This window comes from Candidatus Planktophila sp., assembly GCF_044348745.1.
In the GTDB taxonomy this organism is placed as follows: Bacteria; Actinomycetota; Actinomycetes; order Nanopelagicales; family Nanopelagicaceae; genus Planktophila.
The window spans coordinates 51,651-64,458 of the sequence record NZ_JBIKSG010000004.1 but is presented as its reverse complement, the minus strand read 5'-3'; the positions used below and the strand labels follow the sequence as shown (position 1 = coordinate 64,458).

General features: G+C 46.8%; 15 protein-coding genes and 1 rRNA gene. 14 read left to right on the top strand and 2 right to left on the bottom strand.

Annotation, left to right across the window (positions count from 1 at the left end; translation table 11 throughout):
- From rrf to AC9UH7_RS01675, 11 genes are all read left to right on the top strand, one after another.
- A 5S ribosomal RNA gene (gene rrf / locus AC9UH7_RS01725) occupies window positions 1–100 on the top strand; the annotation flags it as partial.
- Between the two features lie 99 nt (window positions 101–199).
- Complete coding sequence (locus tag AC9UH7_RS01720) at window positions 200–1,129, top strand: hypothetical protein (protein ID WP_509594241.1); 930 nt, start codon at window positions 200–202, stop codon at window positions 1,127–1,129.
- Between the two features lie 31 nt (window positions 1,130–1,160).
- Window positions 1,161–1,559: a single-stranded DNA-binding protein gene (locus AC9UH7_RS01715; protein ID WP_509594239.1), complete on the top strand. Its 399-nt coding sequence runs from the start codon at window positions 1,161–1,163 to the stop codon at window positions 1,557–1,559.
- Window positions 1,560–1,572: 13 nt separating this feature from the next.
- Window positions 1,573–1,914: a hypothetical protein gene (locus AC9UH7_RS01710; protein WP_509594237.1), complete on the top strand. Its 342-nt coding sequence runs from the start codon at window positions 1,573–1,575 to the stop codon at window positions 1,912–1,914.
- A complete protein-coding gene (locus AC9UH7_RS01705; protein WP_509594235.1) occupies window positions 1,915–2,073 on the top strand; it encodes a hypothetical protein in 159 nt (52 codons plus the stop codon).
- 7 nt (window positions 2,074–2,080) lie between these two features.
- Window positions 2,081–2,869, top strand: coding sequence for a TlyA family RNA methyltransferase (locus AC9UH7_RS01700; protein ID WP_509594232.1), 789 nt, complete (start codon window positions 2,081–2,083; stop codon window positions 2,867–2,869).
- Entirely contained in the window at window positions 2,866–3,717 is an 852-nt protein-coding gene (locus tag AC9UH7_RS01695) for an NAD kinase (protein ID WP_509594229.1), read from the top strand. Before AC9UH7_RS01700 ends, AC9UH7_RS01695 begins: the two co-directional genes overlap by 4 nt.
- A complete protein-coding gene (gene recN, locus AC9UH7_RS01690; RefSeq protein ID WP_509594227.1) occupies window positions 3,710–5,410 on the top strand; it encodes a DNA repair protein RecN in 1,701 nt (566 codons plus the stop codon). Before AC9UH7_RS01695 ends, recN begins: the two co-directional genes overlap by 8 nt.
- Window positions 5,411–5,445: 35 nt before the next feature.
- Window positions 5,446–7,077 (top strand): CTP synthase, encoded by a 1,632-nt coding sequence (gene pyrG / locus AC9UH7_RS01685; protein ID WP_509594225.1) that lies wholly within the window; start codon window positions 5,446–5,448, stop codon window positions 7,075–7,077.
- A gap of 2 nt (window positions 7,078–7,079) precedes the next feature.
- Complete coding sequence (ald, locus tag AC9UH7_RS01680; protein WP_509594223.1) at window positions 7,080–8,177, top strand: alanine dehydrogenase; 1,098 nt, start codon at window positions 7,080–7,082, stop codon at window positions 8,175–8,177.
- A complete protein-coding gene (locus AC9UH7_RS01675; protein WP_509594221.1) occupies window positions 8,152–9,078 on the top strand; it encodes a site-specific tyrosine recombinase in 927 nt (308 codons plus the stop codon). The genes ald and AC9UH7_RS01675 overlap by 26 nt, the downstream gene beginning before the upstream one ends.
- A gap of 5 nt (window positions 9,079–9,083) precedes the next feature.
- On the opposite strand, the gene AC9UH7_RS01670 is transcribed toward AC9UH7_RS01675, so the two are convergent.
- Together AC9UH7_RS01670 and AC9UH7_RS01665 are read right to left on the bottom strand one after the other, a co-directional pair.
- Complete coding sequence (locus AC9UH7_RS01670; RefSeq protein WP_509594218.1) at window positions 9,084–9,500, bottom strand: hypothetical protein; 417 nt, start codon at window positions 9,498–9,500, stop codon at window positions 9,084–9,086.
- Complete coding sequence (locus AC9UH7_RS01665) at window positions 9,497–10,381, bottom strand: ParA family protein (RefSeq protein WP_509594215.1); 885 nt, start codon at window positions 10,379–10,381, stop codon at window positions 9,497–9,499. The genes AC9UH7_RS01670 and AC9UH7_RS01665 overlap by 4 nt, the downstream gene beginning before the upstream one ends.
- A gap of 79 nt (window positions 10,382–10,460) precedes the next feature.
- On the opposite strand from AC9UH7_RS01665, the gene AC9UH7_RS01660 reads away from it, so the two are divergent.
- From AC9UH7_RS01660 to AC9UH7_RS01650, 3 genes are read left to right on the top strand one after another with little or no spacing between them, the layout of a single operon-like run.
- Window positions 10,461–11,345, top strand: coding sequence for a segregation and condensation protein A (locus AC9UH7_RS01660; protein ID WP_509594212.1), 885 nt, complete (start codon window positions 10,461–10,463; stop codon window positions 11,343–11,345).
- The gene (scpB, locus tag AC9UH7_RS01655) at window positions 11,338–11,889 is read left to right on the top strand and encodes an SMC-Scp complex subunit ScpB (protein WP_509594209.1); all 552 of its coding nucleotides are present in this window, start codon (window positions 11,338–11,340) and stop codon (window positions 11,887–11,889) included. The genes AC9UH7_RS01660 and scpB overlap by 8 nt, the downstream gene beginning before the upstream one ends.
- Window positions 11,890–11,931: 42 nt before the next feature.
- A complete protein-coding gene (locus AC9UH7_RS01650; protein ID WP_509594207.1) occupies window positions 11,932–12,645 on the top strand; it encodes a pseudouridine synthase in 714 nt (237 codons plus the stop codon).
- Window positions 12,646–12,808 lie beyond the last annotated feature (163 nt).

Here is a 12,808-nt window from a genome sequence, read left to right as displayed (position 1 = left end):
GAGGGAAACACCCGGTCCCATTCCGAACCCGGAAGTTAAGCCTCTCAGCGTCGATGGTACTGCAAGGGTGACCTTGTGGGAGAGTAGAACGTCGCCGGACTTCTTTTATAAAAAGGGGCGCTTTAACTGGCGCCCCTTTTTTATTTCTCGTGAGTAAATGTCATAATGTTAAAAATTAAAGAGCGTGAAGGAGAATGTCATGGATGAAAGAGAACAGCGCCCATCTCGTCCTTCACGACCCGTTGATAATTTAAAACCAGGTGAGCGCTCGGCAAGGCCAGGGGAGCGTCGTCCATCTGGAGAAGCAGTTCGCAAACCTTCCGGACCTAATTCGCAGCGCAGACGTGAAGATCTGCCTGCTCGAGGTGGCTCTCAAAGCCGTGCTGGAGCTCCCCGACAAACTCGTGATGGATCTGATCCTCGCGGAGCACGTCCTGCACCGATGGATCGCGAGCAATCTCGCCTGCGTCCGCGAATTTTTGAGCCAGATATTCCAGAAGATGTCACAGGTGAAGAGTTAGAAAAATCAGTTCGTGCTGAATTACTTAGTTTGTCCGCTGAGAATGCGAAGGTTGTCGCACGACATCTTGTATGTATAAATCTCTATCAGGATACAGATCCTCAATTAGCACACAAACATGGCATTGCAGCAGCTCATCATGCAGGCCGTCTTGCTGTGGTTCGTGAATCTGCTGGTTATGCAGCATATCGTGCAGGTCATTACGAAATTGCTTTAAAGGAGTTGCGAGCAGCAAATCGTATTTCAGGAGATGTTTCATCACTTCCTGTGATGGCTGACTGTGAAAGAGGGCTCGGAAATCCTCTCAAAGCATTGAGTTTGGCTGGTTCTCCAGAGGTTAAGCGATTAGCTAAGCCGGAAGAAATTGAGATGCGAATAGTTGCAGCAGGTGCTCGTCGTGACTTAGGTGAGCTAGACGCTGCTGTAGTTACTTTAACCTGCAAAGAATTGAATAATGAAACAGATGAATGGGCGATGCGTCTTCGCTATGCCTATGCCGATGCATTGGACGCCGCCGGTAGAAAAGATGAAGCGCGTGAATGGTTTGGTAAATGTGCATCATTAGATGAGGAAGAACTAACAGATGCTGCTGAGCGCTCTTTAGGATAGTTACCCACAGACATTGCTCACGTACTGAAAAGTGTCGGTAGCACGCAAGATCATCATCTCCACTTTAAAAAGTTTAGGAGATCGTGTGGTTAAGGGAGCAAGTACCAAAAAATTTGATGAAGTTGAAGAAGATTATTCTTTGAACGATGTTCTACTCAGAGGTCGAGTTTCACAAGAGGCCGTTGAAAAGGTTCTTCCGAGTGGCGACAAGGTGGTCGAATTTCGACTGATAGTCTCACGGGATAAACAACCCGGCGTTGACACCTTAGACATCGGGTCATGGAGTGCAAAGTCACGCAGAACATCGCACTGTCTGGTACCTGATGAATGGGTAGAGATTTCAGGCTCAATTCACCGCAGATTCTGGAGTTCACCAAGCGGGCTGGCAAGCCGTTGGCAGGTTGAAGCGGTAGAGATTTCTCGAATTTAGGTAGGCTTATGGCATGAGCAAAAACAGTGATTTTCTCTCTAATCTTAAAACCTTTGCAAACCATGTTCAGATTGGCAACAAGAATGCAGCCGAAGTAGCTGACTCGCTAAACGGTTGGCTAAAAGAAGGTGGCGAAGCGCTGAAGGTAAAAATTGAAGATGAAGTCGAGCGCTCGGTTTCTAAGATGGGATTTGTAAAACGAGGAGAGTTTGAAGCGTTAAAGCAGGAAGTTGCCTCACTTAAAAAAGGAACTTCAAAGAAAAGTTCGAAGCCAGCACCTGAAAAGAAGAAAACTGTTAAAAAGGTTGCAAAGAAGGCGGCTAAAAAAGCCACGAAAAAGAGAGTTGCACAATAAATGGAAAACAATAATCAAATCAATGGCGAATCTCTCGTAGAGGACTTACGCACAGAGTTACAAGAAATAGATGCTATGGAAGTTGGCGATCATGCCGAACGATTTGAGGTCCTCCACCAACGCCTTAATCAAGCCTTGTCCTCAATCGATGGGCTTTAATTTTTAAATGAAAACACGTTTGGATGCCGAGTTAGTTCGAAGAGAACTGGCTCGTTCGCGTGAACAGGCTGCCGATCTCATTGAAAAGCGTGCAGTTCTAGTTGGTGGCATCCCAGCAACAAAACCTGCAACCCAAGTCGATGCAGAGACATCTATTGTGATCGCCGGAGATCGGGATGATTTCGTTTCCCGTGGTGGCCACAAATTAGATGGTGCTTTGAACGCTTTTACAGGAGTAACGGTTGAGGGCAAGCGTTGTTTAGACGCAGGAGCTTCTACAGGTGGATTTACTGATGTTTTATTGCGAAGAAACGCGGGTCACGTTGTCGCTGTCGATGTTGGTTATGGGCAGTTGGCATGGGGTTTGCGTCAAGATGAAAGAGTCACTGTTCTAGATAGAACCAATATTCGTCATTTAACCGGAGACATGGTGGGGGAGCCAATCGACTTAGTGGTCGCTGACCTTTCATTCATCTCACTTACTTTGGTTCTTCCTGCTTTAGCTGCTGTTTCTAAACCTGAAGCAGATTTTGTCTTGATGGTTAAGCCCCAGTTCGAAGTTGGTCGTGAAAAACTAGGAGCAGGTGGCGTGGTTCGCGATCCAGCCTTGCGTAAATCGGCAGTTATTGAAGTGGCTGATTCAGCCTACGATGTTGGACTTGGGACGATGGGAATAACTGCTAGCCCACTTCCTGGTCCTGCCGGAAATGTTGAATACTTTCTGTGGTTGCGCAGAGGCGCTTCTGAGATCGATCATGAAATGCTTGATCAAGCCATAGCGATAGGACCACAGTGAAGCGAAATTTACTAATCGTTTGTAATCCAGGACGAGTTGATGCAGTGGTTGCAGCCGTTGAATTGCAACAAAACCTAGCCTCGACTTTTGGCATCTACACAATCTCTGATGTTGAGATACCTGGAATTATAAAATCAACTTTTGCAGATCTTCCAGAGCTTGAAGTTGCTGTTGTCTTGGGTGGGGATGGAACCATGCTGCGTGCTGCAGAAGTTGCCCAGGCGCGCGATATTCCATTGCTGGGTGTGAACTTAGGACATGTTGGCTTTTTGTCTGAAGTCGAGCGTTCAAAAACTGTAGATGTAATGCATGCTCTAGTGAATAAGACCTACGTAATCGATCCACGTATAACTCTTGGATATTCAGTCGAACGAGATGGTCAAGTGGTGACAAGTGGTTGGGCTCTTAATGAAGTAACGGTAGAGCGAGAGAAAGCCACGATGGTTGAACTTTTCCTCGAAATTGATGGTCGTCCAATTTCAAGATGGGGCTGTGATGGATTGATTTGTGCAACACCCACCGGTTCTACAGCTTATGCATTCTCTGCAGGCGGTCCGATTTTGTGGCCAGAAGTTGATGCACTTGTGGTCTTACCAATATCTGCCCATGCTTTATTTTCGCGTCCGCTAGTAATCTCCCCAACCTCAAAGATAGCCGTGGGGATTGAATCATCGGAAGCGTTTCTTTCTGCCGATGCTTTACGCAAGTTTGAGCTGCAAAGAGGCGACCGAGTTTTGGTTACCAGAGACCCAAGAATTATCAAACTGGCACACTTAAAAAACACGGTTTTTAGCGACCGCTTAGTAGCAAAGTTCAAACTTCCAGTTGAAGGATGGCGTGGTGAGTGAACGCACTTTTCTTGAAGAGATAACAATCCGTTCTATCGGTGTTATAGATCAATCGACACTAGAAATCTCTAAAGGTTTAACAGTTTTGACCGGTGAAACCGGGGCCGGTAAAACAATGATTTTGACCGCTTTGAATCTGATTTTAGGAGGCAAGGCCGATAGCGCTTTAGTTCGAAAAGGCTCTGAGAGATTAGTTGCCAGTGGTCGTTTCAGCATCCCAAGATCTGCAGAGCATTTATTCGAGGATGTTTTGGTTGAAGATGGTGAATTAATCGTGACGCGGACTGTGGCAGCGGATGGAAAAAGCAAAGCAACAACTAATGGGATCACCGCAACTGCTGGAACGCTTTCAATTGTTGGAGAGAATTTGGTGGAGGTTCACGGTCAAGCCGCGAACCAAAACATTACAAAAAGTTCCAGGCAACGTGAGTTAGTTGATCGTTTTGGTCAAGTAGACCTTTCGGATTATCAAAGGGCCCTTAGCAGTTACCACGATCTTAAAGAGCGCATTTCTTCTCTGAAAAAAAGTATTGCCCAGAAGGACAAAGAGTTATCCGAGTTAAGAGAGTTCGCCGATGCGTTCAAAAAATTGAAGCCATTGGTTGGGGAGTATGCCGAGATCGATCAAGAAATCGCGCGTCTTTCAAGCGTTGAAGAGTTTCGCTTAGCAACAGCTCAGGCTACGTCCGCTATTGAAGATGAAGAGGCTGGATCTTTAACATCGATTGGTGTTGCTCGACGAGCCCTCGATTCTGCTAGAAGTAAAGACCCTCAACTGGAGGCAATTTATCAACAACTGAGCGAGATTTTTTTCCTCCTAGCCGATGCACAAACCTCACTCAATTCTTATCAGAGCAAGTTGGAGGCCGACCCTGTTAGGTTGGATTTTTTGCAGGCCCGCAAGGCCGATATCAATACTTTACTCAAGCGATTCGGTGGTGCAGGTTCTCATGAGCAAGAGCTTTCCGAATTAGCTGTGCGTTACAAAAATTCCTCGGATGCTATAGCCGATCTTGAGGGTGGGGATCAGCGATTACAGGAACTAGAATCTGAGTTATCGGGACATAAGAAAGTGCTCCTTAAGGTTGCAAAAAGCCTTTCTGAAAATAGAACCAAGGCTGCAGAGCATCTCTCAAAATTAGTAACAGCAGAGATTCAACAATTGTCCATGCCTCATGCATCATTTGTGGCAAAGGTTCAAAGCGCTGATTATGCAGCGCCCAAGGAATCAGATTTCACTGCAACTGGCTGTGATGAAATTGCAATGTTTATTCAGGGCCATAAAGATGCACCGCTTGTTGCGTTAGCTAAGGGAGCATCAGGTGGTGAAATGTCACGAGTTATGTTGGCACTTGAGGTAGTGATAGCCACAACTCATCCAATAGGCACATATGTATTTGATGAAGTTGATGCGGGTGTCGGTGGGAAAGCTGCAATAGAGGTGGGGAAGAGACTTCATCAATTAGCCCAACACGCACAAGTGATTGTTGTTACCCATTTGCCACAAGTTGCAGCTTGGGCAGATAGCCATTTCGTTGTGACAAAAAATAATGATGGCACGGTCAGCCAAAGCGATGTCCGAAATGTGTCGGGGGAGGATCGCATTGAAGAGATTGCCCGCATGTTGGCTGGTCTGGAGAACTCATCTAGCGCCCGTGAGCACGCCACGGAGCTACTTTCCCTGAAGGTGTAGTTGTAGGGCAGTTTTGAATGATAGGTTTGACTCCCATGGGCCAAGCACATGTGACTAAACATTTATTCGTAACCGGCGGAGTCGCCTCAAGTTTAGGTAAAGGACTCACCGCCTCAAGTCTTGGAAGATTACTTGTAGCTCGCGGCATACGCGTAACAATGCAAAAACTAGATCCTTACCTCAATGTTGACCCTGGCACCATGAATCCATTTCAACACGGCGAAGTATTCGTAACTGATGATGGCTCTGAAACAGATTTAGATATCGGCCATTATGAGCGTTTCTTGGATCGCAATCTTCATGGATCTGCAAATGTCACGACGGGTCAGGTCTATTCCCGTGTGATCGCAAGAGAGCGACGCGGTGAGTATTTGGGAGAGACAGTTCAAGTAATTCCACACATTACAAATGAAATCAAAGAACGCATTCTTGCAATGGCTGGTCCTGACATCGACCTAGTAATTACCGAGGTTGGTGGAACAGTTGGAGACATAGAGTCACAACCATTTCTTGAAGCAATCCGACAGATTCGCCAAAACGTTGGCCGTGACAATGTTTTCTACTTGCATGTTTCTTTGGTTCCATACATCGGTCCTTCTGGTGAATTGAAAACTAAGCCGACTCAGCACTCTGTTGCAGCGTTGAGAAGTATTGGTATCGCACCTGATGCCATTGTTTTGCGCTCTGATCGCGAGATCCCTGAAGGCGTTAAAAAGAAGATCTCGTTAATGTGTGACGTGGATTGTGAGGCAGTTGTTGCTGCCGTTGATGCACCGTCGATTTATGACATCCCAAAGGTCCTACATAGTGAAGGCTTGGATTCGTATGTAGTTAAGCGACTTGGATTTGAATGCCATGATGTTGTGTGGGGCGATTGGGATGAGTTACTGGAGAAGGTCCATCATCCAAAACATTTGGTCAAGGTTGGTTTAGTTGGCAAGTACATAGATCTTCCTGATGCTTATCTTTCAGTTTCTGAAGCTTTACGGGCAGGCGGTTTTGCTAATTTAGCGAAAATAGAAATTGTGTGGATAGCAAGTGATGAATGTGAAACTCCAGAGGGAGCTAAGAAGCATTTGCAAGGAGTAGATGCGATATGTGTTCCAGGCGGATTTGGAATTCGTGGCATTGAAGGAAAAGTTGGTGCTCTAAAATATGCACGTGAGAACAAAATTCCTACTTTAGGATTGTGTCTAGGATTGCAGTGCATGGTCATTGAAGCGGCACGTAACTTGGCAGGAATTAACGATGCGATCTCTGCAGAATTTTCAGATGCTGGCACACCTGTGATCGCAACGATGGATGACCAGAAGGATGTTGTCTCAGGCAAAGGGGACATGGGCGGAACTATGCGCCTTGGTCTCTATAAAGCAGATCTACTTGCGGGGTCAGTCGTTGCCACTACTTATGGATCAACTGAAGTTTCGGAACGTCACCGACACCGTTATGAAGTAAACAACAAATACCGTGAGCAGATTTCGAGTGCTGGCCTTGTTTTCTCGGGAATGTTTAAGGAACGAGACCTAGTGGAGTTTGTGGAACTTCCTAAAGAGGTGCATCCTTACTACGTAGGCACGCAAGCTCATCCTGAGCTTCGTTCACGTCCAACGCGACCACACCCATTGTTCATTGGTTTGATAGCAGCGGCGGTAGCAGCGAAAGGCTGATTATGATCGTTGGTGTTCCAAGTGAAATTAAAGTTCATGAATCACGGGTCGCTCTTACGCCTGAAGGTGTCTCGGAGCTAATTTCGGCCGGACACGAAGTCCTCATCCAAGATGGAGCAGGTATCGGTTCTGCAATAACCAATGCAGATTACGATGCAGCAGGTGCAACGATTGTTGCGACTGCAGATGATTTGTGGAATGCAGCAGAGCTTGTCCTTAAAGTTAAGGAACCAATCGACCCAGAGTATTCAAAGATGCGCAAAGGACAGACCCTCTTCACCTATTTACATTTAGCCGCCTCAAGAGCTTGCACCGATGCCTTAGTTCACTCTGGCATAACTGCAGTTGCCTATGAGACTGTCGAAGTCAACGGAGCATTGCCTCTATTGTCACCAATGAGCGAGGTAGCTGGAAGACTTGCTACTCAGGTTGGCGCAAGTGCATTACAAAAACCACATGGTGGAAGGGGCGTGCTACTAGGTGGAGTACCCGGGGTGGCACCTGGTCGAGTTGTTGTAATCGGCGGGGGAGTTGCGGGACTAAATGCGGCCGTAGTTGCTTTAGGCATGGGCGCAGATGTCACAGTATTTGATCGATCAATAAGTAGATTGCAGTACATCGACACTATCTATGGTGGGCGAATCAAAACGCTTGTGGCCTCAAAGCACGCTCTCGAACGAGAAGCCAAACAAGCAGATTTAGTCATCGGAGCCGTATTGGTTCATGGGGCCAAAGCACCTAAGTTGATTTCCAATTCATTGGTCTCGCAAATGAAGAGTGGCTCGGTATTGGTTGATATTGCAATTGATCAAGGTGGATGTTTTGAGGATTCCAAACCAACAACTCACGCCGAGCCAACCTATAAGGTTCACAATTCTATTTTTTACTGCGTGGCAAACATGCCAGGCGCTGTTCCTGTGGCTTCAACATATGCATTAACTAATGCGACCTTGCCATACGCACTTGCACTTGCTAAATATGGTTGGAAAGAGGCCTGCTATAGGGATCCTAACTTGGCCAAAGGTTTAAACGTTCATGAAGGAAAGATCTATCACACAGCCGTTGCCCAAGCACATGGTTACGCATCTGTTGAACTTTGAAGAAGTCACCTCCTCCTTTCTCAATCACTTACAGATTGAGAAGGGCTTAGCAGATAATTCCATAGCCGCCTACCGACGAGATCTCAGCAAGTTCGTAAATTTTCTTGGCACTAGGTCGCTGTCAGAAGTTGATTCCATTTTGATAAGTGATTTTCAAAGTTCTTTGCGTGAGGCAAAGCTTTCAGTGGCGAGTATCAATAGAGTTGATTCAACATTACGATCTTTTTTCAAACACCTGCAGCAGGAATATGGATATGCAGATCCAACATTAGAAATCGCTCCTCAGAAGTCTGCCCGACGCCTACCTAAAGCGTTGACTATTACCCAAATTGTTTCGATGATCGAAGTGGCATATCGAGAAGGTCAACCGATTACGGCGCGCGATCAAGCGATGCTGGAGTTGCTCTATAGCAGTGGCGCTAGAGTCAGTGAGTTAATTGGAATAAATATCAATGATTTGAGTTCTATTGATGCTAGTGATGGAAAAGTAACGACTCTAAAACTACGAGGTAAGGGTTCAAAAGAGCGAATAGTTCCATTGGGATCTTTTGCAACAAAGGCGGTCGAGAACTACTTAGTAAGGGTGAGACCTGAACTCGCTTCAAAAAGTTCCAAAGTGACATCGGCTCTTTTTCTTAATTCACGAGGCGGTCGAATCTCAAGACAGTCTGCGTGGCAGATGGTGTTGGATGCCGCAGAGGCTGCCGGCGTGAGTGAGCATGTGTCACCTCACGTTTTTAGGCATTCATATGCCACGCACTTGTTAGATGGAGGCGCTGATATTCGAGTGGTGCAGGAGCTGCTGGGACATGCTTCGGTAACAACAACTCAGATCTATACGCTCATTACTATCGATAAAGTGCGTGAGAGTTATGCCTTGGCTCATCCTCGAGCCAAATAGATCCTTTATAGACCGCGCAATCGACGTGCCAGAATGCTTTGGTCACCCTTTGCTTCAAGATCAGCGATGATCACAGCAATAGATTCGCGAACTATTCTTCCGCGATCCACTGCAAGACCTAAATCACCGCGCAGTTGCAGACGCGCTTGATCAAGATCAAAGAGCTCATCCGGTGATAAGTAAACAGTAATTTTTTCATCGTGACGTTCGCGTCCTGATGGAGAGCGATCCACTGTTGTGACGCGACGACGAGCAATTGTTCGGACACCTTTTTTCGATGATGCAGCTTTAGGTGTTGCGATTGCTGGTGGCACCAGGGGAGCGGAAACATCTTGTACTGGTTGAGTTGGGACTGCGCTCAGTGCTGGTGCTGTCGAACGAAATAGTTCATCTGCTCCTGGAAGATTTGCTCTGCGGGTCATCGTGCGCCTCCTCTGGCGATAAGTTCTCGTGCTAAACGTCGATATGAAGCTGCGCCACCTGATGATGTTGCATATGTCGTGATTGGTTCTCCAACAACAGTTGTTTCAGGGAAACGGATTGTTTTTGCAATGATGGTTTCAAATACATCTTCCGGGAACTGCTCAAGAATGCGTTCCAGAACTTGACGGTTGTGAGATGTTTTCTTGTCATACATAGTCGCAAGAATTCCGATAAGTCGCAGGTTTGGATTCAGGAAAGTTTTAACCTTATCTAAGTTGCCTTTTAGTTCTATGAATCCATGTAGTGCGAAGTATTCACATTGCATTGGAACGATCACTTCATCAGAGGCTACGAGTGCGTTAATCGTTAGTTGTCCCATTGTTGGCTGGCAGTCAATCAAAATAACATCGTAGTAATCCCGAAGAGGAGCAAGTGCTCGCTTCAAATACTGTTGTCCACCTATTTCAGCACCAAGAGTTGTTTCGGCAGTTCCCAGATCGCGGTTAGCTGGCAAGAAATCTAAACCTGGAACTGAAGACTTCAACACAATGTCATCCACATTGGCAGTTGGGGTCATCAGTGCGTAATAGACAGTTTGTTCTAAAGGCAGCGAATGGGCATTAACTCCGAGGCCTAGAGATAGGCCACCTTGTGGATCAAAGTCCACTAACAAAACACGGCGACCCATTTCGGCAAGTGCTGCGCCGAGATTAATGGTGCTCGTTGTTTTTCCAACTCCGCCTTTTTGGTTAAAGATAGAAATTACCTTCGCGCTGCCGTGTTCTTTGAGTGCAGCAGGTGCAGGAAAATTTTGGGCAGTCTTGCCAAGGAGAGTTGATGTAGTAGCTACATCCTCCGCAATTGTCGATTTAGCGTTCAATCTTCAAACCTCTTTCCTGATATATGCGGGAGCCTATGCGTTACACAGAAAACAGGCAAGCGTGAAGTAAGGTGCCACAGTGAGTATTACAGGCGACATCTCAGTCGAGTCAGCAACTGATGTAAACGCGGCCTCTGGCGGTTTTTCAGTTCACTTGGCTAACTTTGATGGTCCCTTCGATCTTCTACTTCAACTGATTTCCCGCCATAAAATGGATGTCACTGAAGTGTCGCTGAGCATCGTTACCGATGAATTCATCTCCTTTATCCGAGGGCTAGAAGAGTCCGGACAAGGCTGGGAGCTTGAGCAGGCAACCGAATTTCTAGTTGTGGCTGCCACATTGCTTGATCTAAAGGCCGCCCGATTATTGCCATCTGGTGATGTCGAGGATGAAGAGGATCTGGCGTTGCTTGAAGCACGCGATCTACTTTTTGCCCGCCTGCTTCAATACCGAGCCTTCAAAGAGATAGCAGCTACCTTCAGCGAGCGCATAGCCGCAGCTGACAAGTCTTTTGCCCGAGTGGTCTCACTGGATCCGGCACTTGCCTCTCTTCTACCTGAGGTGCTTATCGGGGTTGGCGCACAGCGTTTTGCCGCCATCGCAGAGCGCGTCCTAACACCCAAGGTTGCTCCTGTAGTGGCCGTTCAGCACCTGCATACGAGCCTTGTGAGCGTTGCTGAGGAGTCAAGAATGGTCGTGGAGGCTCTGCGACACTCGAAGAGCCTGAACTTTAGAAACCTCATAGCCGATGCCGATAGTACTTTGGTAGTCGTGGCTCGCTTCTTGGCGCTACTCGACCTTTATCGCCAAGGCGTGCTGCGCTTTGATCAGGTAATCGCATTAGGGGAGCTGCAAATTACCTGGACCGGAAGCCTGGAAGGCGAGGTCGAGATCACCGATGAGTTTGATGTACCCGTGGTTTTAGAGATGGAAGACTCGACAGAAAGTGGCGATAATGTCTAATGTAGAAGTTGAACGTTCGATTGAGGCTATCTTGATGGTCGTTGATGAACCCGTGACCGAGATAGTTTTAGCTCAGGTTCTACAGCGTCCAGTGGAAGAGATTGAAACCGCCCTTGCAGCTCTTGAGGGCAGTTATGAGGATCGTGGCTTCTCCCTCCGCAAAGTCAACGGGGGATGGCGCTTTTACAGTCATCCAAATTACTCAACCGTGGTTGAAAAATTCGTGCTAGATGGTCAGCAGTCTCGCTTGACTCAGGCGGCGTTGGAGACACTTTCAGTCATCGCCTATCGCCAGCCAGTTTCTAGAGCCCGCGTATCGGCCATCCGTGGCGTTAATGTGGAGGCTGTAATGAAGACTTTGATCACTCGCGGTCTAGTGGAAGAGTCTGGGCTTGAGCACGAAACTGGTGCCATTCTGTACAAAACGACCAGCTACTTCCTTGAGCGCCTAGGTTTGAACTCACTTGAAGACCTCCCAGCGCTGGCTCCTTACCTCCCAGATCTAGATGGCCTTGACGAGATTCTCGATTCGCTAACCGACTGACCTTTCGGCTACCCTTACTTCCTGACTGTCGGGAGGATAGCCATGGCCCAAATGAGGCTTAACAAGATAATCGCTGATGCCGGTATTACTAGCCGTCGCGGAGCTGATGAATTAATCGAAGACGGTCGTGTTGCTGTCAACGGAATCATAGTTAGAGAGATGGGCAGCAAGTTTGACCCTGAAGCAGATCAAGTAATGGTTGATGGTGAGACAATTACAAGAACTTTGACTAAGTCTTATCTTGCACTTCATAAACCTAAAGGTGTTTTGTCTACGATGTTTGACCCAGAGGGCCGCCCCTCTTTGGATGACTTCATCGACTTGCGAAAGGAACGGCTTTTCCACGTGGGCCGTCTTGATAAGGACTCTGAGGGTCTGATTTTGCTCACCAACGATGGCGATCTAACCTTTAGAGCGACCCACCCATCATTCGGCTTAGAGAAGACCTACATCATAGAGTTTGATGGAATCTTGCCTACAGGAGTCGATAAGGTGCTTTTGAAAGGCGTTGAGCTAGAAGATGGAATGGGACGAGTTTTAACTTTCAAACAACTCTCGGCAAAATGGATTGAGGTTTCAATTCATGAAGGTCGCTACCACATCATTCGTCGACTGATGGAGGCTGTGGGGGTAGATGTACTTCGGCTTATCAGAACAAAGTTTGGCCCTATCTCCCTGGGGGATACGCCTGAAGGACGATGGAGAGATCTGAATAATGGAGAATTGATGAATCTACGAAAAGCTTTAGATTTATAACTATAAAGCTATAAATAGAGAAAATATTTATTGTATGTATATCAACTTATAGACATTTGTTTAATGATTAGCAATTTATCGACAATCTGTATGCTGAATAAATTGATTTTGTGTTGATTTATCGATATTAATGAAGGAGTGGCACTTCGCGAGATCAAGGGAA